The following is a 21,998-nucleotide window of genomic DNA, read 5'->3' as shown; positions in this document are numbered from 1 at the left end:
AGTTGTTCCTTAACCTTTCACTGTGGCTTGGTAATATTCACAATCGACATTAAGCACGTTCGGCAACCCAGCAACGTTTATCCGTGTTTTAACGTGTGACATTGAGTATTGCGCTTCGACGTTCTTGCTTCGCGCGGCCAACGGCATTTCGACATAACTGGTGTATTGATAGCGGCGACAGGTGCGCCCGTATTGACGAACTACTGTGTCTAATAACTTCGGGACATTGGTTAAGTCACCGTCTCGAATCTTTAGGCTGATCACATCCCAGTCTACGTTCACTAACCTTTCATCTTGAGATATGTGCGGATAGCCGAGCTTGTCGAACATGTCTTCCCAACCAGACACCGAACCAGCATCACGAGAAAATCCGTAAGCATGAGCCACACGAATTCGAAACAACTCTTCGGGCTCTTGGCCAAGTTTTTCTACACCACGTTGCCAAGCAAGAATATTGACCAATCCAATTGGTGCGGTCAGTGGGTCATGTTGCTGCAGCGGCATTTCGAATGCGGCTTTCACATGTTCCCAATAGTTGCGTAGGGCTCTTGCGAGTTTCGCCAGCTCACCTCTACCCATCCAGTAACGAAGGTTTATCTCAGGTATTTTCAATTGATACCTCCAACGTCTGGATGCGTGGCACCGTCAAGTTGTTGATGATGTCGGCGTTGTCGAATTCGAGTGATTCAATCTCAGCGAATTGGCCGTGTAGCTCTTGACCTAATTTAGAGAAACTAAAGCGCAACACAGGATTGGTAACGGTTGGCGAATAATCGGTGTTCTCGCGGAAGGCCGCCCCGATGAACTTTTCAACGGCAGCTTTTAACTGGGTGCGCTCATCCATTGTGAGTGAGCGAAGCGGCCACACTCGGCAAACAATATTGGCCTGCGTTTCTGGCATCGCCATCACCTGCAGATCATCACCATGGCCGTGTTGCCCTTGCTCACGGATATAGGCATTCAAGTCAGCAAGCATTTCTGGTGATGGTTCACCCGTATCAAGCAAGATGTAGGAATTGGCGGTACCTGGCCCACGTGGTGCGTTATGCTCGAAATACACGTTGTCGTCGTTAATACCTGCGCGACTCGTTAGCAATGAACGGTAAGCTGCATCAATGTGCCATTTCGCCACCGCGCTCCACTGGTTGCGAATACGCAATCGAAGTTCATCATTGCTTTCTTTGTCTGCACCCGCCTCTATTAGCCATTCAGCTGGGTTCGTTGCTGCTGCAATACCTGGTATCGCTGTAGGCAGAATATGATAGTAACCTTCACCAAGGTTGTAGGCCGCGCCTTCATTTTCGGCTTCCACTTCAGCTATGATCATTGTTTCGTTTTCTGGCAGCGTAGTATCAGCAAGCACACGAACGCGGTAGATATTGCCGTTAATGGGTTCGGTCTGAATCCAAGTGTCTTTTGGAATGACTAACGCTGGCCCTTTCGCGGCTGCACGCTGAAAAGCAATCAGCCCTTTGGCTTTTGTTGCCCCCTTGCGAGTGAGTTTGCATTGCCAAGCGAGTAGATCTAACCATTGATCTACTGCCGTCGCCACAAACATATTCGGTAGTACGTAGCCAACCAATAAGGTATTGATGAGCCACAAGGTGACTTTCACCACTGCTGATTCAATCAAGCGCCAGAACGGGGAGAAAGGCGAATCATTCGAGATAATGCACTCTTCCTTTTCCATCTCTTCTTTCAGCACTTTTTTCCAACTCGCTTCATCGGTAGGAATACCGGATTGCTTTACCAACTCGGAGTAATCTGGCTTAGGAATATCAGACATTGGTTGTCTCCGAAGTTTTGATATCCAAAGTTACGTCACCAAAGTCTGTAGTCGTGGCGAAAACAAAAATGGTGCCTTCAGTAGGTTCTTCTAGTCGAACGGTACCAGGTACTAGGCGCACATCTTCTTCAACCAACAATTCCAACTTGGTTCGAATATCTGATTTCTTCGATGGGCTTCGTTCTGCAATCAGCTCAACGGCCAAATTACTTTCCAAAATGGCATGCTTGATGTCTTGGGCGATGACGGCACGGTCTTGAATCAATACAGGGTTACGGCCTGCATCCAGCACCACATCACCATTTTCAATTAACAGGTCTTGATACATCATCCGGCGATAAACTCCATTTCTGTGGCGAAGTCTTGCGGGTTGTTCATCTGTTGGGCATGAATACTGATTGGCCCATAGCTAGTGCTGCTACTTGTATATGAGGCTATGTTCTTGGCTGCGCCGCCTGGTTGGATGGCTGCTCTTGGTGTGGCCTGCTGAACGGCTTGGGATTTAACTTCGACCTCATCGCCACCAAAGCCTGGTATCCAATCCATGACTTTCTTCGCCGTATCCCACAAGCCGCCCAGCTGCTCGGTTATCCAACCAAACACCGAACCGAAAATATTGCGCAGGCTATCAGCCAAGGCGAACAAACCATCAAATCCACTGGTATCGGAAAAGCCGCTCATTACCCACTGCCAACCGCCTTTCACTATCTGGAAGGCTGCTTGGAATGGTGCGGCCAGCAATGAAATTGCTGACTCAAGCACTTGGAACCAAGTGGTATCACCAAAACTGGCCTTGAGATCATCCCAGTAGTAAATCAGTGCACCAATTGCTGCGATGGCCGCTACCACCGCACTAACCACCAATATGATTGGGTTCGCTGCCATCACAATATTGGCCGCTAGCATTGCCGCCTTTAATGCTGCTAACCCTTTGGTGATCACAAGGTTCATCCCTGCCCAGATTTTCATTGTTAAGGTGAAAGCCACCATGGCCTGCTTGCCAATACCGACCATCATGGTGAACAAGCCGCCGGCTGCTACTAAGCTGAGAACGGCAACACCAGCAAGGCCGATGTACTTGGTCAGGTTCGGGAACAACTTCGTCCAGAGCAACACCTCTTTGCCGCCATCAGCAATGGCCTGAACAACGGGAAGGATCACCGGTAACAATGCCTGACCGAACGAGGCTCGAATCGCGAAGATAAGTTGCTCGAAACGCTCCCATTGGTCGGTCATGGCTCCGGCCATCTGCTCAGCAACATCTAGCCCTTTAACATTACCTAGGTCATTTATGGAAGTTGCCAACCCGTCGGTGTTTTGCATTAACAGCTGGATCATGGCTACCGCATCTTTCGTTCCAAATGCCTTACTTAGCTCAGCGCCTTCAGCAACTGAAAGCGTTTCGCCATAGCGACCTTTGATTTGATTGAGGATGTCCACGATTGGAAGTAACTGACCTTGGGAGTCAGTGAACGACATATTCAGCGCATTTTGAGCTTTAGCTGCGCCAGCAAGGAAAGAGCTGTATTTTGTACCCGCTTCACTTCCTGACATGGTCGCTTGCAAGGTACCCAGAATTGCCATCTGCTCTGTCATGCCCACACCTACCGAGGTAGCCGAAGCGCCTACAGAAGTGAAAGCCGCCGACATCTGATCACCCGTGGTCTTGAACATCTGCACCGCCCTGGCGGTTTGACCTCCAAGCATGCTTACCCAGTCGGCCTTGCCCATTTGATTAGCTGAGTTTTGGAAGATGCCGTACATGGTGCCGACATAATTGGTGATAGTCCCCGTATCGGCTTTAGTCGCAGCTGCCAGCACACCAGAAGCCTTGGTGAACTCTGCAAGTTCGTTGCCAGCCAAACCACCGATCGCTGATTGAATATCGTAGGAGGCCGAAACAAATTCAGTCGCTGACCTGCCATAATCCACAGCAAAGTTCAGTGCGCTATCGCTTAATTGCTGCAGCTGCTCATCGGCTACACCAAGCGATTTCACCTCTCCCAAGACACGGTCCATTTCAATTGCAGGCCCCAATGCAGCCTGGAGTGCTAAACCAGCTCCGGCCACCCCCGCAGCACCTGCGACCATGGTATGGGTGCCATCGCGGTAACTTTGGCCCATATCATTGAATTGACGTTGAATGTTTCCCAATGGCTTACTGATTTTGTCAATCAGTCCAACCTGAAACATCAATGCTTGCGGTAGGCTCATGAATATCAGCTTCCTTGCTTATGAGCTGAATGCTTTGGCAACTCCGTTCGCCGTGGACATTCGCATGTTTTCCCAGTAGTTCTTCTCTAACCAGATAGCCCTTGCCAAATTGGCTTCAGTGTCTGGCTCGCCCGGTAACCACTTACGCCGCCAGGCGAGCATCTTGCCGTAATCGTTACGGTCTATTGCCGCGACAAGGCCATCTATTTTTTACAGAGATTTCCAACTGCGGGGCATACTCAGCCATTACTGCTGCTGTGATTTGTACTGCTGCACTTGGGTTTGCGTTAGTAATTTCGCGCAGTGCCTCTTTGCAGCCATCATCAACCGTGTTGAACAAGAAATTATGAGCAGGAGCCACCTTGTTATCTGGCATTAGCTCATTCATGTAGTCGTTGTATTCCACTTCCGATGGCTTAAACGCTAGCTCCTTGCCCGCAATAACTAGCGTAATTAGTTGCTCATTCATGCTACTTTCCCTTGTTTAAGCATTTCTACAACCCGGTCAAAACCGGTATCAAAGTGGCGCTCTAACCTCTCCGCCATATCTTTGAGTTCTTCCTTAGTGGCGTGGTGCTGTGCCACATAGGTTTTGTAATCGGATAGCTCTTTTGAAAGCCTAAAGAGGTAGCCGATTAACACGCTGGTTAGCAATGTTAGAAGTGATGCCAGAGCTACCAGCGCATTTAGCCAATTTGGATCCATACCTATTCCTTCTGTGGAATTTCTTTAAGGCGTTTACCCTTTAGAGAGGCAATCACATCATCGACAGTGGCCTGAACCACATCGTTAGTGGTCAGGTTCTTCAGGGTTTCCAGCCCCCAAACCACACCACGAGTGGCAAACCGTTCCAAAATGATTTTCCAGCCAATCTGAAAAAACAGCCCCTTCAACACATCCAATAAAGTTTTCAAAAGAACGCCAGTGATAAAGTTCATGCCTTACTCCTGTTCCATCATGTGTAAGTAAGCGTTTTTGTAATCGGCTTCGGTGGCCTTGCCAGCAGATGTATTCCAGTACTTCTTGGCATAACGTGCTAAGCCATCCAAATCATCTGCTGCAGGTAGAGGTTCAGGGAAACGGAGCAAATTCATCCTTGCGGCTGCCACTGCATATTGCGGACAAACCACCATCATTAGTGGGTCATGCTCACCAATAGCCCCGAACATACTCATGGTATCCAGTAGATGTGGTTTCGTTTTCCCCAGCCATTCAATCAACCAGAAGAAAGTCGCTGGTTCCATTTGAGTGAAACCCAGAGCAGGCCCACGAACCTGTTTTGAATAAGTTAGCTTTCCTGACTCGTGCGCCACAATCATCATGATGAGCGCAATAGCAGCCTCATTGTTCAACTTGCTGTGACCGCCTGCTGCAGCATCAAGCTGATCAAGCACAGGCTTAATCACATAGTTAATAAAGCGTTTCGCGATATTCATAGACGTCCCTTGTCTGCTAGTTCCTGGCATGAAGTGCAGTGCTTGCACCCCGGTACTTTCTCGCGGCGTTTTTCGGGAATCGGCTCGCCACATTCGCCGCATTCATGTGCGCTTTCCCGTTGTTCAATCGGGTGATACCTTGCCCGTTGCTTGGCAATCGCCATTTCAGTGAATTGGGCTTCGAAACGGCAGCCTTGGTCGATAACATCAGTCATTCCGTCCCCTTACTGAACCAAGCCTTCGGTTTCGTCATCACGCAAATAAGGTGTTCCATTGATGCGAACAAACTTATGGCTCGATACTTCGAATGGCACCTTGTGAACTAAGGCACTCCCACCTGTACCATCGATATCAAGCAGATCAGAAAGCTTAATGCGGCATCCAAAGGCTTCGACCTTGAGCTCGTCCTTATCGATCTTGCCGTAGAACATGGCATCAAAAGCAGGTAGCGCCCGCCATGCGCCGGCGTTCTTGGCAGCTTTGCCGAGCAAGTTAAATTGCGCCGTGGTTAATTCCAGCTCACCAGATGCCTCCACATCGCCATCGACGTAGCCATCAGGTACACCGCTGGTTTTGTTCACTGCAGAATTATCAGTAATAGAAAGGGTCACTTTCTGTGCCTTGAGCTTGATATCGCCCAAGGTGAAATGCATGTTCTTGCCAGATAAACGCATCGACATAAATTAGCTCCCTGCTCCATTACTCAAATCCAGTGCAATATTCACCACGATGTGTTTCGGGCAGTTATGCGGGCGGATCATGATGCTGATAATGACTTTGGTTTTGGTCTCCCAAGTAATCATCACGTCCTCATCGCGTGGCGTCATGATTTCACCAGGGAAGGTGATACCACCAATTTCCGTCGTGAAGGCCATGTCAAACAACACACTGCGGAAATAGCTGCGGTTAAGCTCAATGCTTGGCGGCGTTGAATTAAGAATGCGGTCTGCAATACGACCGATGGCCTTGAAGCGAATACGGCGGTTAGCCTTATGAACGGGGCGAACATACTCCAGATATTGGTAATCACCGGTCTTGGTTTCCAACGTCATGGCATCAGACCAATAGATACCTTCGTAATCGGCGTACCATTGCGGTACCGAGTATCGAGCTTCTGCTAACGTGGCGATAGTAGACATTTCTAGCACTTTGCCTGCGCTATCAACTGGCATCTCACCCAGACTCAGCACTGAACCCGTAGTAACACGCATTGGTGAATCCGCAACAGTGACAGAGCGATCACACAGCCGGCCACCCAATACCCCTACGTTATTGCCGTTGAGCAAAGGAACAGGTACGACCCACCGGGCAGCTACATCTTTCACCAAAGCCAACATAGCGGTTTCATAGTCCGACCAGGTCTGTGCGTGTTTATCAATGCCCTTACATGCTGCAAGAATGAACACCCAGCGACCTAACTTGCTTGTTAACTCTTCGGCCTTTGATTGCATCGCATCAAAATCAGCTTTGTCCGTTACCGGATCAACAATCGCAATACCTTCAAAACTGTCCGTTAAGTTGGCGCTATCAACCGCTTCGGCCCACGTTTCAGCATCTTCACCTGAAGCCAATCCATAGATTGCAGCGGTCCAGTTTTGTTTCCCGTTAAGCTGTGCTGCACGAATGTTGTCGCCCAGCGCATCGTCGCCCACGATGTTATCCAAATCTGTCATGGCATTGATGCGGGTTACCTTGCCTTGCAGTTCAGCTTTACTGGTGGTGCCGATATACAACAAATGCCGTTCAATCTCTGGCGGCGTTCCTTGGCCTAAATTGAGGTTGTTAACCTCTACCTTACCGATTCCCATTGTTTCAGTTCCTTCTGCGTGCCTGCTCCATGATTTTGATAAGCTGGCGATTCACATCCTTTTCACGGCTTCCCAATATTTGGCGCTCAGCTAATGGGATGCTCCATGACTGCTTGCTTGGCTGGTTCGTCATTTCCCTGATGAGCAACCCTGCCTGACCATGGCTAACACTTTGCATGATGTACCTTAGCGAGGGTTTCTTTCGGCCTTTGCCGCTTTTCCTCGGTACCGTGTAACCTAGCTCCCGTAGCTTTCTAGCTTGTCCCTTTGTGCATGAAGCCTTGTAGTTAGGCTTTCCCCAGCGTTTTCGCATTTGGGCGGCCGTTACCTTTTGTGTCTGCCCTGCGTGATGCCGAGCAGCAATCCGGCCTGTTAGCTTGTTCTTCCAAGTCAGTTCGAGGCGGTTGGCGTTCTTCACATAAGGCTCCAAGCCCTTACCCATTCGCCGTAATATCTTGCCTTTCTTTTTGTTCTGCCTTGGTTTTAGTGCACTTCCTCTTACATCCCGCTGCTGACTTATCCTTCGCCTAGCATTGGCTCTTTCCCATCGGCCTAATGTTTTCAGTATCCAAAAACGCTTTTTAGGCGGCATCGCCAGTAATGCCAGTTTCTCTTCAAAATTCAGCCGGTCACGTTCATTGAGCTGAATCGTCGGTGTCATTCCCCACCTCAGCTTCTTCTGCATAGTTAATGGGAACGGTCTGAACCCGATAGCTCTGCCCACGCCATGTGATTGAACCGTCTAGGTCTGGAATCAACTCAATGGGCTCCATCATTTCTATTTCGATGGCGACATCCGCTACTTCCTGTGAAAGCACATCTACACTAACTTGCGGATCACCAAGTTCATATTCATAACGCTCGCTATCACAGTCAGATAACCAGCAAGACACCAAAGCAAAGATGTTCCTTGGGTCGCATTTTTGATGGGGAAATTCCTCAATAGAAATCACTGCGGTGTAACGCCACTGAGCTGCTACATACCCGCCGTTACCCCTATCTTCCCCATCGACCTGAATCGTTGCCGACTCCTGCCAGGCATCTATCTTGTTTTCCAGCACATCGCTTTTCATATGGGCAAGCATGTACTCAGTGAGGTGCTGTAATTTGGTTTTGGTATAAACCTCTGCCATCAGATCACCCCTACCGACGCACGGCCCAATCCAAGCAGCAACCGGGTATCTCGATTGCTCTGGGCAATGAAATCATCCTGCTGTTCTTGGCTATCGTTGGCTAAGTTATTGGCTTCTTTGCGGCGGTCTTGAGTGGCAAACTCTGGCAGCAAATCGCCATGGGCACGGCCATAAACCGCACGCTTATAAATTGCGGTGTCATCGTCATCAAGTTGTGGCGGCTGGCCTTCAGCATCCAGTAACGACACCAACTGTTTTTTCACCGCTTTCGAGGCTATACGAATCGCCATTTCCATGCTGTCGTTATCAAATACGGTCGGGATACGGCGAATACTACGAAACTCTTCGGTCGATAAATCCGGCCATCCATTGCCGGGAATGTTGGTATTCACATCCGTGTTTGATTTACCGCCAAAGCTCATCGCCTATCACCTTATGAACCGTTGAATAAGTAAGGGTTAACTGGCATCGACGGTTATTGTTTTCCATTGCTGGTCAACACCTCAGCCAGAAACCCTTGGAGGGTTAGGAGTCGGTCAACGCCCGCAGGCGCATATCAATTTTTTCTAAGACAGTTTTAACGCCACACTTAGGGTTAAAATCCTGTGCTCTCATAAGCAATTCAGTGGCCTGTTGTAACTTGTCAGCGCTCTCTACTGAGCTAGGTAGTGCTTTGCCGTTTATGTCTCGCAATAGCAATAGGCCGCAGAACTTAAACCATTTAGCGGTTAGCTTTTCGTTGAGTCGCCATTCCTTACTGACTTTCTCAAAAACAGTTGAACAGTAAGGCTCAACACTGTTGCCCCGCTCGGCCTGTACCTCGCACCACACCAACACAGCGTCAGCAGCAAAATGTGGCCAATCTCGCTTCACGCTATCCGGGGTTGGCTGCCCCTGCTCAATACACACAAATGCCCATTCAATTGCCTGGTCAAACTGTTCTGTGTCGAACAGCCAGATCACCACATAAGCAAATACCTGGTTGGCAAACACATCACCCTCAGCCAGATACCGCTCAACATAAGGCATGTACTTCGGCAATAACTCGTTGCGCTTCATCGCAACCTTGTCGGCAATGCGGCTTAGCTGTTTAAGGCGCTTGATATCTTCCTCAAGCGCAATCAGCTGAAGGTGCAAGCTAGAGTTTTCAGGCGCGATACCCGTATCCTTTGCCCGCAGCGATTCACTGCGGGCTTGTTTGATTTCGTTATCGCGAAGACAAGGTGAATAGCGAGCCATCTTTCACCTATGCAACCGGCTTAGCGCCAATGTGTACTTTGGTTTCATCGAAAGAGGCGTATGCCTTCATGTTGCCAATCGCATAACCTTCCCAACGAAGATACTTGTTCTCGTAAGCCTTGCGGTCTTGAACATGCTCAGCCTTACGATGACGAGTGCCTTTCTGGGTATAGACATGAAGATTTGGCAGCATGGTTACGGACATACGCTTACCAGGGAAGAAAGGCGGTACAACTGCAGGGCGTCCAGCAATGGAGAACGGTAGATGTTCAGCTGCTTTCTTCTCGCTTGGTGTGCCTGCTTCGTCATAAATTCGGGCAGACTCTTCCGCCACCAAATCAGCACCAACCAAAATCACCAAGTTCGGATTGTTCCGATACTGTGGCGGCAGTTTGTTGTTGATAAGGTCAGAACCCATGGCATCCAATGTTTTGTAATCCCCCTTACCTTCGTAATCGAGATACACATCAACATCGACAATTTGGCCTGGCGCCTGATCTTTGATGATTTGCTGCCAGCCTTTATTGACGTCTTCACCATTTGGATTCTTCGCTGGATCAGTATCTTCGGCCACACTGGTACCGTTGAAACCGATGCGCAAAATATCCAAAGCAAAAGCTTCATTGGTAGACTCGTTCAGCAACTTCATGAACTCACCAGCATTACCCGAGTTCGCCCATACACTCAGCGTGTCCCAGGTAATTGAGCAGTTAGAGTCCGTTTCGACAAGCGCATAGGTAGTGCCATCAATATTGGCTTTCTTATGAAAACGGCCATCTTTAACTCGACCGGTGTGCAGCCCCAGCGCGCCCACTTCAACGGCTTGCCCAATGATTTGGTCAACATCTTTCATGGTTATGCGCTTCAAGAACGCAACAGACTCAAGAATCGCTTTACGAAGCTGGGTTTCTTTCGGGCCTGTAATCGAGAAAAGGTTCTCGACACTCGAAACGTTGTAAGCCTTGGCGAGCTGCTGGGCATACTGGTTTAGGTAGTTAAGTGCAGTTGAATTCAGCATGTCATCTCCTTAAACCAGTGAGTTGCAATCAAAGCCGTCACCACCCGATACATCAGGGGTGTTACTGTGGTCTTCTTCCAGCAACTGACTGAACTGTTGTTGCATGGTCGATTGACCTTCTGCCAGCTTGGACACCGCTGATGTCAGCTCACTGAACTGCTCTTCTGTAATACCCACTTCCGGCTTATCCGATTTATTGGGTTCTTCAGGTGGCGTTTCTGCTCCACCATTGGCAGCAAAGTGAGACTGCAATGTTTCTTGAAGCTGCCCCTGACCTTCCACCACTTGTTTAATGGCTTCAGCCAGAGCGTTGAACTGCTCCTTGTTCATGGGTTGTTCTTCCTTCTTGTTGCTAGCACTCTTGTCAGAGAACAAATTAAATAAACGACGGATGCCGCCTGCTTCCTCGTGCAGTTCATCCATAACTAGCAGTTCAGGCTGGGCATACATGCAATCATTAGAATTGGAAAATAGCCTGATACGATCAGTACCAAGGCTTGCTGGTTGGTCGGTTATCGCCATACCTGCTAGGTAAGGCTTACCGGTGTTGGCAAAGTTAGGTTTAATCTCGATTGAGGTATAAACCTTTTGGTCTTGCTGATTGAATTCGACCATCATCATGTTTGGTGCCAACACAGCAAAGAGTCGCATCAATCCATCGACCTCTTCCGCTTTCGCCTCTAACACGTCACCACAGGCATACCAGCGCCAATGCTCAGGCCAAATCCTTGCACCATAAACGTCAGGGTCATAGTTCTCCGCCATATCAAGCAGGTCTTGCCTGCTGATATCCCTTCCATCAATGGTGTCGCCTTCCGTGGCGACCCGGATCCATCCGGTTTTTAGCTTCCCTGCCATATGTCATCCATGACTAAATTTCATTCAAATGCACATCTAATCAAGGCAAGAATACGCACTTAAATAGTCAAAAGCATTTTGATTCATTCGGATAATTTCGGATTTAAACGATATCCGAATTTATCCGAATGAAACTGCGTCATTTGAATGATTCCGAGCTGTATGATTGCGTCATGGCATACTCTCCTGAAATCCGCGAAGCGGCCAAACGTCTCTATTTGCGACGTTGGACACCAGATGAAATAAGGGAAGAACTTGGGCTACCAAACACCCGAGTCATTTACTATTGGGCTGATAAATACAACTGGCGAGACATGCTTCGTGAAGAAGAAGTCGATGAAGCAATTGCCCGTCGTATCGTCATGTTGACCGACCTGGCAGAAAAGACGCCCAACCAACTTAAAGAACTCGACATGCTGATTGAAAAGCATGTGAAACTGAAGAAACAGCGAGTACTGCAACAAAAACAGACCTCATCATCAAGTGATAGCAGCAATTCAGCGAGTAATGAGCAAAGCTCCAATAAGGGCGGCTCGAGCACTAAGAAGAAAGGCCGAAAGAAAAAGAACGATGTTAGCCAGCTTACTGAAGCTGATTTCAAAACGTGGCACGACAGTCTCTTTGCCTATCAACATGAAATGCGGAACAACCTACATCAGCGTATCCGCAATATCCTGAAGTCTCGCCAAATTGGTGCCACCTACTACTTTGCCGGTGAAGCATTAGAAAACGCCGTGCTGACGGGGGATCCTCAAATATTTCTGTCGGCCTCTCGTGCCCAGGCCGAAGTATTCCGCAGTTACATCATCGCTATTGCTAAGCAGTTCCTTGGGGTTGAGCTTTCCGGTAACCCCATCACCCTTAATACCGCGCATGGTGATGCCGAACTTAGGTTCCTCTCTACCAACAGCAATACGGCTCAGAGTTATCACGGCCATGTCTACATTGATGAGTATTTCTGGATACCTCAGTTTGAACGCCTAAACAAATTGGCTTCGGCCATGGCTACCCATAAAAAGTGGCGTAAAACCTATTTCAGTACGCCATCAGCAAAGGGCCACCCTGCCTATGGGTTCTGGACTGGTGATACCTGGAAAGGTGAAAAGAAAGATCGCCAGAATAAAGAATTTCCAAGCTTCGAAGAGATGCGAGATGGTGGCCGGCAATGTCCCGATAGACAGTGGCGTTACGTTGTTACCATCGAGGATGCAGCTAACGGTGGCTGTGACCTGTTTGACATCGACGAACTACGCGACGAATACAGCGATGATGACTTCAAAAACTTATTCATGTGCATCTTCGTTGATGATTCACAGTCCGTCTTCAAGTTCTCCCAACTGGAAGATTGCGGCGTTGATACCGCTAGCTGGCGTGACTTCAAACCGAAGAATGCCCGACCATTTGCCGCCCGAGAGGTGTGGCTAGGGTATGACCCAGCCCGAACGCGAGATAACGCCACTTTGATAGTACTCGCCCCACCGCAGTTTGATGGTGAGAGATTTAGAGTATTAGAGAAACACCACTGGCGCGGGCTTAACTTTCAGCACCACGTTGAGCAAATCAAACGTATTACTCAGCGCTATCATGTTACTTACATCGGCGTTGATATCACTGGGATCGGAGCTGGGGTATTTGATTTACTGCATAACCTATTTCCCAGAGAAGCCAAAGCCATTCATTACAGCGTGGATAGCAAAAACCGCCTAGTACTCAAAATGATCGATTTGGTTGAGAGTCAGCGCATTTGTTGGGATGCCGAGCATAAGGATATCGGTGCTTCATTCCTTGCCATCAAGCGCGGTGTTACTGGCAGCACTAACCAAATGACATTCAAAGCCGACCGAACTGAAAGCACCGGCCATGCCGACGCATTCTTTGCCATTGCGCATGCCGCCATCAATGAGCCTATTAACCACAATACGAAACGGAAGTCGTCATGGAAGACAATCGCAGCCTAACCAACCAATCATCTCAATCTGTCGCCTTTAATATCGGTGAAACCTGGGACACTATCACTGGCCTTGATGCTCTGCACTGTATGGATGAAAGTGGAGGTATTTTCTTTGATGACTACAACGAGTTTTGGATACCCCCACTCGACCGGACTTTGCTGCTAAAAATCAGCAAATCGAACCCTTATCATGGCCCTATTATCTTTAGCCGTAAAAACATGGCGGCTGAGCTCATCCAGCTTTCATCCGTTCTAAGTCGTGAAGATCTAGAAGCTGCTTTATACAACTTCCTGTTATTTGGTGACTGCCCACTACTAAAAATCCGTAACCGGCTAGGCAAAGTGACTCGATTAGTCACACTTTCCAGCGTATGGATTCGGGTAAAAAAGAATGGAGATTTTGCTTACCTACAGCGCAATGGTGAGCACCTTACCTATCGCAAAGAAGATGTGATCTTCATAAAACAGTACGACCCATACCAACAAATCTATGGGGTGCCCGATTACATGGGCGGCTTACAGTCGGCCCAGCTGAATACGGATGCTACTTTATTCCGCCGCAAGTATTACAAGAACGGCGCCCACTGTGGGTTTATCTTCTATGCTACCGACCCGAACCTAGACCCAGACAAACAGAAAGAATTAGAAGAGTCGATGGCGGCCAGCAAAGGTGTAGGCAACTTCCGTTCTCTGTTTGTGAACATCCCTGATGGTAAGCCTGACGGTATCAAGATAATCCCGGTTGGGGACATCGCAACCAAAGATGATTTTACTAATATCAAATCAGTCACCTCTCAAGACATGCTCGCCGCTCACCGATTCCCACCGGGGCTATCTGGCATTATTCCAGCTGGTACTTCTAGCTTTGGTGATCCATTGAAAAACGATGAAGCTTATAGAAAAAATGAGTCAATTCCATTGGCTAGAAAGTTAGTAGAAGCCATCAATCAAGATATTGATATTACGAGAAAATATTGTCTAAACTTACACACTTAACTGTACATAAAAACAGTGCTTGAGTTATTATTTAATGACTATATCAAACGAGGTGTCTACCCATGGCTATGCGAATTCATTGTAAAGAGTGTGGAAGCAAAGCAAGAATTGAGAAGACCAACTGGTTTTCAGCCACTTCAGCTGATTTGTACTGTTCCTGCTGTGATCCTGAGTGTGGATTTAGGTTTGTAATGAGTTTGGGGTATAGTCATTCACTAGTAGATATCCATAAAAATGCTCAATAAAGTTATATTCTCACAATTAATCAGTCAACAGTGTCTAACTTAGCTAACATTAGTTTTATAAGTCTAAATATAGCTAATAACTATGAAACATATACAAATATTACTACTTGTATTTCTGTCTGCTTGTTCAAACACTAGCGAATACATTGATAAAGATACCAAATTTTTAAGTTTATACGATGAACTAAGTTCACATATAGTATCCATATCAAGAGATGGAGAGCTTCTTGATGTTAAGTTTTCTATGAGAATAGATAAGACAAAAAAAACTAGAGAATTTTTACCTGAAAATAGTATAAACACTATAAAAACTAAAGATACAAAAATTAAAAGCGATTGTTATTATACTACACAAAACTCCACATGCTACTTTAATAACATAACAAATAAGATTAATAATTTTGCCAAAAATTTCGAAGAAAATGGAAGATGTGAAGAAAAGGAAAGCATAGAAATACTTCTGTATGTTCATGGTGGACTAAATACTGACACATCATCCTTAAGCAGAGTTTTTAAGAATTATGAAGATATATTAGATGATTGTATTTATCCTATATTCATAAACTGGGACTCTGGACCTTTTGAAACCTATTCAGATCACTTGTTTAGAATTAGACAAGGGGAAATTTCCAATACAGCTCCGCTCACTTTTCCAATTTATTTTATCACTGACATTGGAAATATTTTTATTAACACACCAAAAGCATGGACTGTTGCAAGTGCAAATTCTATAAACGCAACATTGAAAAGTGACTACTCTAATCTTTCATATGATATTTCTGAATATAACAAAAGAAAATGTAAACCACCAATTGAATTCAAAGAAAATAACGAAGTAAATAGAAATATTGAAAGGAATGTGCAGTGGATAATTACAAGCCCTGCAAAAGTTATATCAACCCCAATAACTTATACAATGGGAAAGCCCGCATGGGAAATGATGTTACGAAGAACAAACACTCCCTTTTATTCACCAGAAGACTTTACATCAATCAATAAATTAGAGGGAATTCAAAAAGATCACAATATAGAAATAATGGGCAACGAAGAACCTAACATGAGTAACGGAAAAGGTATACTAATACATTTTATTAATCATCTGTCTACTCACCTAGCATACAACTTCGACATCAGCGATAAAAAAGATAATAACGACAATAAGGATGATAAGAAAAAGATTAAAGTTACAGTTATGGGTCACAGCATGGGAGCTATCATTGTTAACAAACTAATATTAACCGAACATAAACTCCCTATTAATAATATTGTACACTTAGCTTCAGCTGACTCCATTGAAGCTTTATTTTCATCTGTCGTCCCTTATCTGAGGAAAAATAAAAACACACAGTTTTATAGTTTAAAATTACATCCAGATAATGAAAACAGGGAAGTTACATGGTGGGGGTTGCTACCAAGTGGAAGCTTATTAGTTTGGGTCGATGAAATGTATACAAACCCTGAGACAATATTGAACAAAAGATCAGGAAGGTGGGATAAAATGGAAAGAACATTACACCTTATACCTGACAGCGTTGAAGATAGGATGTACTTTAAAGTATTTGATATCGAAAAAAATAACAAAAGTAATGGCTACATCACTTCTCCTCAGAAACATGGCGAATTTGGAGACACTGCTTTTTGGCGAAAAGAGACTTGGTGGAACAACTCAATACAAAACACGAAAGCAGAAAGTAAGTGTAATAAAACTACTCAAGAGTCTTTAACTCCTTAACTCTTGAAATCTCGCATCAGCCAACAGCTCCCGCACCATCTCCAATTGGGTCGCATCAAGCGGCCCTTTCTTGTCTTCGACTACTAGCTTGATCAGGTACAAAGCCACTTCGGTACGGTCTTCGCCGTATGTCTTTGCAGCTAAAGCCTCAACAATGAAATCAACTGCTTGCCAACTGATTGAGTGCGCCATCTTCATAACTCCTTGCGTAAAGCACTGTATGAATATACAGTATTGTGTAAGCGGTTTACAGCACTGATAGGCAAAAAATTGACACAACCACATGATTTTGATGAAGTTCTAATCAAAACTCCTCGCTTAGAGCTTTGTAATGGCTGTCGCCAACACAGATATTGCATCCAGGTTATGAACACTCCTCTCCCTTGGAAGTTGGCTTCTTCTCCCAAACCACATCCTGTTTGGCTGTGTGAGAGGTGCACTGATTTTGATGAGCGTAAGCCTTTCCGAGATTTTGCGAAGCAGCAATCTCCGCGTTCAGTTTGATTTGCTCTTTAAGAGCTTTTAACCCTAAAGCATCAAAACACATAGAGTTCGCTCCTCATTGTTGTGATTGGATAAGCAGCCCACCGGGCCGATATACAGGTTGGCCCCAGCTCTTATGTACATGATCATAAACCTGCACATTGTTTGAATCCTCGACAAGCTTTTCCCAGCACAACCGGTACCTTGGGTTAAAGTGAGTCGCGTCACTTGGTCGACCTTCAGGTACGGCCATTTCTATAAACTCATACATCAGATACTCCCTCTTTCTTTGAAGTCCAGTACTCCTTACTTGGCGGGGTAAAGCCGCCTGCGTGCACTGGGATGGATTTAATGATGTCGGCATAAGTCCGTTCTGGTTCCGGTTCTGGGATTTCTTCATAGTCCCAACCCGGCCAGCCGTCCTCATACTCTTCAACTACCTGCGAAATGCGAAGCTGCAGGCCGATATCCGTTTTATCGAGCCATACCTGCTCACCTTTCTTAGTTCTTATCTTATCGCCCCTGGCAATGGCAGCTGCGCCACCTATATCAACGTCAATGCCATTCCGTTGAACATGGTTGAAAACAGTCCGTTTCACTTCGTTCAGCGGATCATTGAGATCCTCCGTACAGTTATTGACAGAACTCCAAGGGGCGCGGCTGTCGCCGCTTTTTGCAGACGCTGCACCTTTCTTAGCAATTACCCAACCATCGGCGCGCGATATCATGGTGAGGTCGATGTGGTTGGTAATACCTTTTAACTTGGCAACCGCTTCCCCGTACTTGTTTTCCTGTGGTTTATAGATAAGGCGTAATGGCTGTTCCTTGCGAGGACAGAACAAACCACCCATAGCTGCAATGAACATGCTCCAACTGCCAGAATCAGCCGCAACTCGGGCCACTTCCAATAAGGGCTTCTCAGCTTTCAGCTCTAGGAATGATTTCACTGGCCGCTGATACTTCACACCTGCCTCTTTGGCTGCTGCAATTCCCGCTTTGGTTTCTTCATCTTGTTCTAGCCGGCGTAACTCTCGCCAAATAGAAACCGGTGGCCCACCTATCTGTTGGAACTGACGAATCCCCCACTCACTCGCCCACCCTGTTACAGCTTCTGCTGTCACGTTGGCAGCCATACCTGCTTCTTCATCTTCTTCCACCTTAAAACCATCGACATTCTTAGCGATGTACTTGGCGATATAACCGGTGGCGCTACCCTTTTCTGGGTCGATAGCTTTGTAGTCAAAGCGTGGGCTAATGCGTTTCGCGGTTTGCTCGATAAGGTCATGGTCAGTAACCAGAGAGAGCTGGCCTGTTTCTTTAACGAAACAGCTCGCCCAGTAGCCAATATCGAAATGACTCACTCGTAGTTCTGAACGATCTTCACGGGTAAAGTAATCTGCCAACACAAAGCGAATCAGCTGCTCGTGTTCAGGGCGGAAGAAAAACAACATGTGCCAATGCGGTGTGCCATCGTGGTGTGGTTCACATACCCGAAAGCCAATGATTGGAAGGTGAAGGCGATTCAGCTTGGCACGAGCACGTGACCAAACCTTACCTAGATAACGGTTAGTTTGTTTTGGGTTAGCGCCAGCATACTTACGATTGCTATGGGCCTTCCCTTTCTTGTCTTTTATAAAGGCGTGGTACTTACTGGGAGCCGTAGCAGTAAAGAACCCTCCCATTAAACCTTGTTCCTGGGCGATATCTTCAAAGCCGCGCATTCTAACCATTAGCTCATGGCGGCGAATTTCGGGATTTGATACAGATGCCTCAACAGCTTCAAGCAAGGCAATTTCTTCACCTGTTATCTCGTTCTTGGCAATCATTTGCGCCAAAGCCCGCCTATTAGCAAGCTTGCGTTCTTTGTAATCACGCAAGCCGATACGGCTCAAATAAGCTGAAACACCTTTGCGAACCTTACCGGCAATAATCCGGCAGTGTTCGCAAAAACGTCTGTAAGCAATTTCTAGTTTTCGCGCCCACCAATCATCAGAAATCAGGCGAGCCATTTGGCTTGCCATCAAGATTTCCTGAACACGTTGCCCATATTGCTTCGGGGTTTCTCCCTTTTCAGGGGTTACCGTCTGCATCGGTACGCCAACAGTGAAGGCCCACTGATTTGGGATATTCATCATTTCTTCAAATACTGATTTCATTGCGGCTCCTGCCTCACTACCGGAAGACAGAATGTTGTGGCACTGAGCGGCAAGGTCATTGGCTAACTTGCTACGCTTTACCTCATTTCGAAGGTTTTCGATATGCGTTGGAAACTGTGCGATGGCATTGGTGATCATTTGCACCTGGCGGCGTAACCAGATATTGGCACTCCGGCTTTGGCCATTTCGCTTTACATACTTTTCCCAGCGAAAAACGTATTGCTTGTAGAGGGAGCTGGCGAGATCACCTGGTAATGTAGAAACCAAGTTTTGAGCCCAAGAGGAATCATCCCGCCACAAGGCTGTGCGCCCTGGGCAGGAATCAATATAGGCTTGAGAGGGTTGCGGGTAAGTGGTGTCCATTGCTGATAACCTTCCTTATCAAACCAACTTCCCTATGGCTTCGATGGCCCATTTGTTAGCAAAAGCTTGGTCAACCTTCCCTTCAACTTCTTCTGGAAAGGTTGCCGTTACTCCCCATCCCCAAAGGCTAGGAGGGGTTAATTTCAGCTCTACCACAAAGGCGTTCATCAAAAAGTTATAGTGACGGGGTTTAACCGTGACGACACCATGATCGGTTTGAAAGGTCTGGCTCATACCTCAACAAACTCCTGTGCATCGACAATTAGAAAACCGCCTGCTCCACTTCGCTTTCGTATCACACCGTTTATTAGGTGCTCGCAATCGAACTTGGTACATGCTTCAACGATGGCTTGCTGTTGAGTGTCTAAGTCACCCACTTCCATATTCATTACTTCGCCGGTTTCATCATTACGAATGATGCCGCCATCAGCACAAAGGAATGCCGCTAAGTAGTTCATGCGTTCTCCTTCTGAATGGCTTTGGCTTCGGCGATAACTGAGTTGCTGATATCAATTTGCCTTAGGGCATCAGCAGATGAATAACGATGCTCTTCAAGGATGGGAACAAAACAAACCATACACTGTGTCATCTCGTTCAGGCGGTCGATAAGTTCTTGGTACATCTGCTCTTGCGTCATCATGCCGATACCTCGTTAAGTGAGTTATTGAAGTGGAGTTCGTTGGTTTGCTGCCACCAAGTTTCAATTGCCGATGGCAATGTGACCTGACGGTTGTGGGCTGCGGTAAAGAACAAACCACGAATTGCGCCCAGGGCTTGGGTTTCGAGTTCACTACCGTTTTCTGTGTTGTTAAATACACACATCCAGAACGCGAACCAGCCGGCGTAGATGTCGTCTTGGTCTATTAATGCAGGATCATGCGCAACATGAAGTGATTGCGCTTTTGCCGTATCTAGGGCAAACCACTCGCCAGTGACGTCTTCTATGTAGTTGAAGATGTTTACGAATACATCTTTCTGAGATGGGCCAAGGCCGACCATATCTAATGTTTGATTGAGTTCGTCGGCCATTACCATGATATGACAGAGGCTCATGCTGCAGCCTCCAACTTATCTTTCGCTTCAGCGATAAGCTCAAGCAACTTGTCTTCGATTTCTAATAACTGCTGTAGCGGTGTGGCGTCGTCTTCAAATCGGTTACGGTCGAGATAAAGAGATTCTCTATAGAGATGAATGCTCTCTCCTACTTCATAACTGTTATCGACAGGATTCACCTGCACATCAAACTGTTCGGTATGGGCATGAAAGCCCACATGGATATGGATGTACTTTGTGTTGCTCAAACCCAATGATGTAATTTCGCTGATGACATCTAAACAACCGCGTTCTTGGCTAATTTGCTCTGCAAAGGCTGTACAGTCTTTTGCTAATTTCTCGGCCTGTAATGCTAATTCACTTTTTCCATTTCCTTTCTTCATGGTGTTCTCCTAACCAAGTGACTGCCCTTGTCGGGCTATTATTGAAACTCTTTCAATGAACGATAAGCGAGAGGCTTAAGGGCATCTGCCAATGTATTGATGGCTCGGTGAAGCTTCTTACGTTCGAATGGTGTCAGTTCATGGAGCTTCATTGGAATGTGGCGTTGCTTTAACCCCGCCGAGAAACATAAGGTGCGTTTTACTGACTCATCGAGGTTCTCGTAACTGAGCCCCACGAGGCTTTTGCAATTGAGTAATTCATGACAGTGAGCTAGCGATTCTGATGCTGGCCTGGGGTATGACTGTTCAAGTTTTCGTGCTGCGTTTCCCATGGTTATCTCCTTATGAAAGACCCGGTAGTGGCATTGAACCAAACGCGTCGACCGCACAGGAAAGCACTGGTACAGCTTGAAACTTGCCTTCGACTTCATTCATTAGCATGACAAGTTCACGAACGGCGCATTGCGCGCGCTTCACGACTTGTTCTTTGGTGCGGCGATTAACTCGGTTGGTGGCATTGATTTGCAACGTGTGAGCACTGAGCTCACCGGTGGCTGAAGAAATCTCTAACATGCGATCGGTTAAAGATGTTGGTGCTTGCTCTGAATTGGCAGCTGGTAATGGAACCGCTGTAAGGTTGAGTTCCCTTAATAGGCCATCCACCAAGCTGGTATCCATTTTCCCTGTATCAGGGTTATAGGTTGCTTTAGTGAGTAGCAGCAGCTCTTCAGCGAATAGCTTATGGGGTTTGTTGGCATCTAACTTATTGCACTGCATTTGAGCATCCAAACCGAACTTTGCAGCCAGATGCTTAATGACATGCGTGTTGCTGAAGGTGGTGCAAGCGTTGAGGAACGCTGTATGTTTTGGACATTCATTTGCAGACATAGTGAGCTCCTATCCCAATTGCTATATTCAAATGACTTAGTTAAAACACATATGAATCCGCTTCTCGCATTAGGGCAACCATGTTGATGAGCGGTTTTTCTTTGGGTTTGCCCGGTGTTTTAGGACGGATAGGGAGCTTGCCTTCATGGAGCATCTTGTTGACCTGCCCAATTGTTATCCCTGTGATATCAGAGAACTTTTGTACTGTGACAAAGGGGGCAAGTGGTGCACTAAAGACTATTGAAGTTGTATCCAT

General features: G+C 46.7%; 32 protein-coding genes and 1 pseudogene. 4 read left to right on the top strand and 29 right to left on the bottom strand.

Going from position 1 to position 21,998, the window contains the following annotated elements:
- Positions 1–9: 9 nt before the first annotated feature.
- The 18 genes from ACXAD4_RS07040 to ACXAD4_RS06955 all read right to left on the bottom strand — a co-directional run bounded on the left by ACXAD4_RS07040 (position 10) and on the right by ACXAD4_RS06955 (position 11,492).
- The gene (locus tag ACXAD4_RS07040; protein ID WP_475240003.1) at positions 10–612 is read right to left on the bottom strand and encodes a phage tail protein; all 603 of its coding nucleotides are present in this window, start codon (positions 610–612) and stop codon (positions 10–12) included.
- Positions 599–1,786: a baseplate J/gp47 family protein gene (locus ACXAD4_RS07035; protein ID WP_475240001.1), complete on the bottom strand. Its 1,188-nt coding sequence runs from the start codon at positions 1,784–1,786 to the stop codon at positions 599–601. Before ACXAD4_RS07035 ends, ACXAD4_RS07040 begins: the two co-directional genes overlap by 14 nt.
- Positions 1,779–2,117, bottom strand: coding sequence for a DUF2590 family protein (locus ACXAD4_RS07030; RefSeq protein ID WP_475239999.1), 339 nt, complete (start codon positions 2,115–2,117; stop codon positions 1,779–1,781). The genes ACXAD4_RS07035 and ACXAD4_RS07030 overlap by 8 nt, the downstream gene beginning before the upstream one ends.
- On the bottom strand, positions 2,114–4,000 hold the full coding sequence (locus ACXAD4_RS07025; protein WP_475239997.1) for a phage tail tape measure protein: 1,887 nt from the start codon (positions 3,998–4,000) through the stop codon (positions 2,114–2,116). The genes ACXAD4_RS07030 and ACXAD4_RS07025 overlap by 4 nt, the downstream gene beginning before the upstream one ends.
- An 18-nt stretch (positions 4,001–4,018) precedes the next feature.
- Positions 4,019–4,162: a DUF6890 family protein gene (locus ACXAD4_RS07020; protein WP_170114892.1), complete on the bottom strand. Its 144-nt coding sequence runs from the start codon at positions 4,160–4,162 to the stop codon at positions 4,019–4,021.
- 13 nt (positions 4,163–4,175) lie between these two features.
- On the bottom strand, positions 4,176–4,469 hold the full coding sequence (locus ACXAD4_RS07015) for a putative phage tail assembly chaperone (RefSeq protein WP_475239994.1): 294 nt from the start codon (positions 4,467–4,469) through the stop codon (positions 4,176–4,178).
- Positions 4,466–4,705 carry a hypothetical protein gene (locus ACXAD4_RS07010; RefSeq protein ID WP_107297663.1) on the bottom strand — a complete coding sequence of 80 codons (240 nt, stop codon included), beginning with the start codon at positions 4,703–4,705 and terminating at the stop codon, positions 4,466–4,468. Before ACXAD4_RS07010 ends, ACXAD4_RS07015 begins: the two co-directional genes overlap by 4 nt.
- Positions 4,706–4,707: 2 nt before the next feature.
- A complete protein-coding gene (locus tag ACXAD4_RS07005; RefSeq protein ID WP_475239992.1) occupies positions 4,708–4,938 on the bottom strand; it encodes a hypothetical protein in 231 nt (76 codons plus the stop codon).
- A gap of 3 nt (positions 4,939–4,941) precedes the next feature.
- Positions 4,942–5,436 carry a hypothetical protein gene (locus ACXAD4_RS07000; protein ID WP_475239990.1) on the bottom strand — a complete coding sequence of 165 codons (495 nt, stop codon included), beginning with the start codon at positions 5,434–5,436 and terminating at the stop codon, positions 4,942–4,944.
- A complete protein-coding gene (locus tag ACXAD4_RS06995; RefSeq protein WP_475239987.1) occupies positions 5,433–5,651 on the bottom strand; it encodes a TraR/DksA C4-type zinc finger protein in 219 nt (72 codons plus the stop codon). Before ACXAD4_RS06995 ends, ACXAD4_RS07000 begins: the two co-directional genes overlap by 4 nt.
- A gap of 9 nt (positions 5,652–5,660) precedes the next feature.
- Positions 5,661–6,116, bottom strand: coding sequence for a phage protein (locus ACXAD4_RS06990; protein WP_107297659.1), 456 nt, complete (start codon positions 6,114–6,116; stop codon positions 5,661–5,663).
- Between the two features lie 3 nt (positions 6,117–6,119).
- Entirely contained in the window at positions 6,120–7,244 is a 1,125-nt protein-coding gene (locus ACXAD4_RS06985) for a DUF2586 domain-containing protein (RefSeq protein WP_475239983.1), read from the bottom strand.
- A gap of 4 nt (positions 7,245–7,248) precedes the next feature.
- Positions 7,249–7,905 carry a virion morphogenesis protein gene (locus ACXAD4_RS06980; protein WP_475239980.1) on the bottom strand — a complete coding sequence of 219 codons (657 nt, stop codon included), beginning with the start codon at positions 7,903–7,905 and terminating at the stop codon, positions 7,249–7,251.
- Positions 7,880–8,377: a phage tail protein gene (locus ACXAD4_RS06975; protein ID WP_475239977.1), complete on the bottom strand. Its 498-nt coding sequence runs from the start codon at positions 8,375–8,377 to the stop codon at positions 7,880–7,882. The genes ACXAD4_RS06980 and ACXAD4_RS06975 overlap by 26 nt, the downstream gene beginning before the upstream one ends.
- On the bottom strand, positions 8,377–8,799 hold the full coding sequence (locus ACXAD4_RS06970) for a head completion/stabilization protein (RefSeq protein WP_475239975.1): 423 nt from the start codon (positions 8,797–8,799) through the stop codon (positions 8,377–8,379). The genes ACXAD4_RS06975 and ACXAD4_RS06970 overlap by 1 nt, the downstream gene beginning before the upstream one ends.
- A 103-nt stretch (positions 8,800–8,902) precedes the next feature.
- Positions 8,903–9,616: a phage terminase small subunit gene (gene gpM, locus ACXAD4_RS06965; protein ID WP_475239972.1), complete on the bottom strand. Its 714-nt coding sequence runs from the start codon at positions 9,614–9,616 to the stop codon at positions 8,903–8,905.
- 7 nt (positions 9,617–9,623) lie between these two features.
- Positions 9,624–10,634, bottom strand: coding sequence for a phage major capsid protein, P2 family (locus tag ACXAD4_RS06960; RefSeq protein ID WP_475239970.1), 1,011 nt, complete (start codon positions 10,632–10,634; stop codon positions 9,624–9,626).
- A 9-nt stretch (positions 10,635–10,643) separates the two neighbouring features.
- On the bottom strand, positions 10,644–11,492 hold the full coding sequence (locus tag ACXAD4_RS06955; RefSeq protein WP_475239969.1) for a GPO family capsid scaffolding protein: 849 nt from the start codon (positions 11,490–11,492) through the stop codon (positions 10,644–10,646).
- Positions 11,493–11,665: 173 nt separating this feature from the next.
- Between ACXAD4_RS06955 and ACXAD4_RS06950 the strand changes: the two genes are divergently transcribed.
- The 4 genes and pseudogenes from ACXAD4_RS06950 to ACXAD4_RS06935 all read left to right on the top strand — a co-directional run bounded on the left by ACXAD4_RS06950 (position 11,666) and on the right by ACXAD4_RS06935 (position 16,416).
- Positions 11,666–13,450: a terminase large subunit domain-containing protein gene (locus ACXAD4_RS06950; protein ID WP_475239966.1), complete on the top strand. Its 1,785-nt coding sequence runs from the start codon at positions 11,666–11,668 to the stop codon at positions 13,448–13,450.
- Positions 13,429–14,439: a phage portal protein gene (locus ACXAD4_RS06945; RefSeq protein WP_475239964.1), complete on the top strand. Its 1,011-nt coding sequence runs from the start codon at positions 13,429–13,431 to the stop codon at positions 14,437–14,439. Before ACXAD4_RS06950 ends, ACXAD4_RS06945 begins: the two co-directional genes overlap by 22 nt.
- A 68-nt stretch (positions 14,440–14,507) precedes the next feature.
- Positions 14,508–14,657: pseudogene (locus ACXAD4_RS06940) on the top strand (ogr/Delta-like zinc finger family protein); the annotation flags it as partial.
- 109 nt (positions 14,658–14,766) lie between these two features.
- Positions 14,767–16,416 (top strand): hypothetical protein, encoded by a 1,650-nt coding sequence (locus tag ACXAD4_RS06935; RefSeq protein WP_475239962.1) that lies wholly within the window; start codon positions 14,767–14,769, stop codon positions 16,414–16,416.
- Here the strand turns inward: ACXAD4_RS06935 and ACXAD4_RS06930 are convergent.
- From ACXAD4_RS06930 to ACXAD4_RS06880, 11 genes are all read right to left on the bottom strand, one after another.
- Positions 16,405–16,608, bottom strand: a complete 204-nt coding sequence (locus ACXAD4_RS06930) for a hypothetical protein (protein WP_475239960.1) — start codon at positions 16,606–16,608, stop codon at positions 16,405–16,407. The genes ACXAD4_RS06935 and ACXAD4_RS06930 overlap by 12 nt on opposite strands.
- A 172-nt stretch (positions 16,609–16,780) precedes the next feature.
- On the bottom strand, positions 16,781–16,963 hold the full coding sequence (locus tag ACXAD4_RS06925; RefSeq protein ID WP_475239957.1) for a hypothetical protein: 183 nt from the start codon (positions 16,961–16,963) through the stop codon (positions 16,781–16,783).
- A 199-nt stretch (positions 16,964–17,162) separates the two neighbouring features.
- Complete coding sequence (locus ACXAD4_RS06920; RefSeq protein ID WP_475239954.1) at positions 17,163–19,418, bottom strand: replication endonuclease; 2,256 nt, start codon at positions 19,416–19,418, stop codon at positions 17,163–17,165.
- Between the two features lie 18 nt (positions 19,419–19,436).
- On the bottom strand, positions 19,437–19,652 hold the full coding sequence (locus ACXAD4_RS06915; protein ID WP_475239951.1) for a hypothetical protein: 216 nt from the start codon (positions 19,650–19,652) through the stop codon (positions 19,437–19,439).
- Positions 19,649–19,876, bottom strand: a complete 228-nt coding sequence (locus ACXAD4_RS06910; protein WP_475239948.1) for a hypothetical protein — start codon at positions 19,874–19,876, stop codon at positions 19,649–19,651. Before ACXAD4_RS06910 ends, ACXAD4_RS06915 begins: the two co-directional genes overlap by 4 nt.
- Complete coding sequence (locus ACXAD4_RS06905) at positions 19,873–20,058, bottom strand: hypothetical protein (RefSeq protein ID WP_107297643.1); 186 nt, start codon at positions 20,056–20,058, stop codon at positions 19,873–19,875. Before ACXAD4_RS06905 ends, ACXAD4_RS06910 begins: the two co-directional genes overlap by 4 nt.
- Complete coding sequence (locus ACXAD4_RS06900) at positions 20,055–20,471, bottom strand: hypothetical protein (protein WP_107297642.1); 417 nt, start codon at positions 20,469–20,471, stop codon at positions 20,055–20,057. Before ACXAD4_RS06900 ends, ACXAD4_RS06905 begins: the two co-directional genes overlap by 4 nt.
- Positions 20,468–20,854: a hypothetical protein gene (locus ACXAD4_RS06895; RefSeq protein ID WP_475239946.1), complete on the bottom strand. Its 387-nt coding sequence runs from the start codon at positions 20,852–20,854 to the stop codon at positions 20,468–20,470. The genes ACXAD4_RS06900 and ACXAD4_RS06895 overlap by 4 nt, the downstream gene beginning before the upstream one ends.
- Positions 20,855–20,892: 38 nt before the next feature.
- Positions 20,893–21,186, bottom strand: coding sequence for a hypothetical protein (locus ACXAD4_RS06890; protein WP_475239944.1), 294 nt, complete (start codon positions 21,184–21,186; stop codon positions 20,893–20,895).
- A 10-nt stretch (positions 21,187–21,196) separates the two neighbouring features.
- Positions 21,197–21,742 (bottom strand): phage regulatory CII family protein, encoded by a 546-nt coding sequence (locus ACXAD4_RS06885; protein ID WP_475239942.1) that lies wholly within the window; start codon positions 21,740–21,742, stop codon positions 21,197–21,199.
- 40 nt (positions 21,743–21,782) lie between these two features.
- The gene (locus ACXAD4_RS06880) at positions 21,783–21,998 is read right to left on the bottom strand and encodes a hypothetical protein (RefSeq protein WP_475239939.1); all 216 of its coding nucleotides are present in this window, start codon (positions 21,996–21,998) and stop codon (positions 21,783–21,785) included.

This window comes from Photobacterium sp. AWH4_225, assembly GCF_056158405.1.
This window is presented reverse-complemented; position numbering and strand designations above follow the sequence as displayed.

What these genes read in the sequence shown, in the direction of transcription:
- ACXAD4_RS07035 (WP_475240001.1), bottom strand. Translation starts at nt 1,786, where the DNA reads ATGTCTGATATTCCTAAGCCAGATTACTCCGAGTTGGTAAAGCAATCC.
- ACXAD4_RS07030 (WP_475239999.1), bottom strand. Translation starts at nt 2,117, where the DNA reads ATGATGTATCAAGACCTGTTAATTGAAAATGGTGATGTGGTGCTGGAT.
- ACXAD4_RS07025 (WP_475239997.1), bottom strand. Translation starts at nt 4,000, where the DNA reads ATGAGCCTACCGCAAGCATTGATGTTTCAGGTTGGACTGATTGACAAA.
- ACXAD4_RS07020 (WP_170114892.1), bottom strand. Translation starts at nt 4,162, where the DNA reads ATGCTCGCCTGGCGGCGTAAGTGGTTACCGGGCGAGCCAGACACTGAA.
- ACXAD4_RS07015 (WP_475239994.1), bottom strand. Translation starts at nt 4,469, where the DNA reads ATGAATGAGCAACTAATTACGCTAGTTATTGCGGGCAAGGAGCTAGCG.
- ACXAD4_RS07010 (WP_107297663.1), bottom strand. Translation starts at nt 4,705, where the DNA reads ATGGATCCAAATTGGCTAAATGCGCTGGTAGCTCTGGCATCACTTCTA.
- ACXAD4_RS07005 (WP_475239992.1), bottom strand. Translation starts at nt 4,938, where the DNA reads ATGAACTTTATCACTGGCGTTCTTTTGAAAACTTTATTGGATGTGTTG.
- ACXAD4_RS07000 (WP_475239990.1), bottom strand. Translation starts at nt 5,436, where the DNA reads ATGAATATCGCGAAACGCTTTATTAACTATGTGATTAAGCCTGTGCTT.
- ACXAD4_RS06995 (WP_475239987.1), bottom strand. Translation starts at nt 5,651, where the DNA reads ATGACTGATGTTATCGACCAAGGCTGCCGTTTCGAAGCCCAATTCACT.
- ACXAD4_RS06990 (WP_107297659.1), bottom strand. Translation starts at nt 6,116, where the DNA reads ATGTCGATGCGTTTATCTGGCAAGAACATGCATTTCACCTTGGGCGAT.
- ACXAD4_RS06985 (WP_475239983.1), bottom strand. Translation starts at nt 7,244, where the DNA reads ATGGGAATCGGTAAGGTAGAGGTTAACAACCTCAATTTAGGCCAAGGA.
- ACXAD4_RS06980 (WP_475239980.1), bottom strand. Translation starts at nt 7,905, where the DNA reads ATGACACCGACGATTCAGCTCAATGAACGTGACCGGCTGAATTTTGAA.
- ACXAD4_RS06975 (WP_475239977.1), bottom strand. Translation starts at nt 8,377, where the DNA reads ATGGCAGAGGTTTATACCAAAACCAAATTACAGCACCTCACTGAGTAC.
- ACXAD4_RS06970 (WP_475239975.1), bottom strand. Translation starts at nt 8,799, where the DNA reads ATGAGCTTTGGCGGTAAATCAAACACGGATGTGAATACCAACATTCCC.
- gpM (WP_475239972.1), bottom strand. Translation starts at nt 9,616, where the DNA reads ATGGCTCGCTATTCACCTTGTCTTCGCGATAACGAAATCAAACAAGCC.
- ACXAD4_RS06960 (WP_475239970.1), bottom strand. Translation starts at nt 10,634, where the DNA reads ATGCTGAATTCAACTGCACTTAACTACCTAAACCAGTATGCCCAGCAG.
- ACXAD4_RS06955 (WP_475239969.1), bottom strand. Translation starts at nt 11,492, where the DNA reads ATGGCAGGGAAGCTAAAAACCGGATGGATCCGGGTCGCCACGGAAGGC.
- ACXAD4_RS06950 (WP_475239966.1), top strand. Translation starts at nt 11,666, where the DNA reads ATGGCATACTCTCCTGAAATCCGCGAAGCGGCCAAACGTCTCTATTTG.
- ACXAD4_RS06945 (WP_475239964.1), top strand. Translation starts at nt 13,429, where the DNA reads ATGGAAGACAATCGCAGCCTAACCAACCAATCATCTCAATCTGTCGCC.
- ACXAD4_RS06935 (WP_475239962.1), top strand. Translation starts at nt 14,767, where the DNA reads ATGAAACATATACAAATATTACTACTTGTATTTCTGTCTGCTTGTTCA.
- ACXAD4_RS06930 (WP_475239960.1), bottom strand. Translation starts at nt 16,608, where the DNA reads ATGGCGCACTCAATCAGTTGGCAAGCAGTTGATTTCATTGTTGAGGCT.
- ACXAD4_RS06925 (WP_475239957.1), bottom strand. Translation starts at nt 16,963, where the DNA reads ATGTGTTTTGATGCTTTAGGGTTAAAAGCTCTTAAAGAGCAAATCAAA.
- ACXAD4_RS06920 (WP_475239954.1), bottom strand. Translation starts at nt 19,418, where the DNA reads ATGGACACCACTTACCCGCAACCCTCTCAAGCCTATATTGATTCCTGC.
- ACXAD4_RS06915 (WP_475239951.1), bottom strand. Translation starts at nt 19,652, where the DNA reads ATGAGCCAGACCTTTCAAACCGATCATGGTGTCGTCACGGTTAAACCC.
- ACXAD4_RS06910 (WP_475239948.1), bottom strand. Translation starts at nt 19,876, where the DNA reads ATGAACTACTTAGCGGCATTCCTTTGTGCTGATGGCGGCATCATTCGT.
- ACXAD4_RS06905 (WP_107297643.1), bottom strand. Translation starts at nt 20,058, where the DNA reads ATGATGACGCAAGAGCAGATGTACCAAGAACTTATCGACCGCCTGAAC.
- ACXAD4_RS06900 (WP_107297642.1), bottom strand. Translation starts at nt 20,471, where the DNA reads ATGAGCCTCTGTCATATCATGGTAATGGCCGACGAACTCAATCAAACA.
- ACXAD4_RS06895 (WP_475239946.1), bottom strand. Translation starts at nt 20,854, where the DNA reads ATGAAGAAAGGAAATGGAAAAAGTGAATTAGCATTACAGGCCGAGAAA.
- ACXAD4_RS06890 (WP_475239944.1), bottom strand. Translation starts at nt 21,186, where the DNA reads ATGGGAAACGCAGCACGAAAACTTGAACAGTCATACCCCAGGCCAGCA.
- ACXAD4_RS06885 (WP_475239942.1), bottom strand. Translation starts at nt 21,742, where the DNA reads ATGTCTGCAAATGAATGTCCAAAACATACAGCGTTCCTCAACGCTTGC.
- ACXAD4_RS06880 (WP_475239939.1), bottom strand. Translation starts at nt 21,998, where the DNA reads ATGGATACAACTTCAATAGTCTTTAGTGCACCACTTGCCCCCTTTGTC.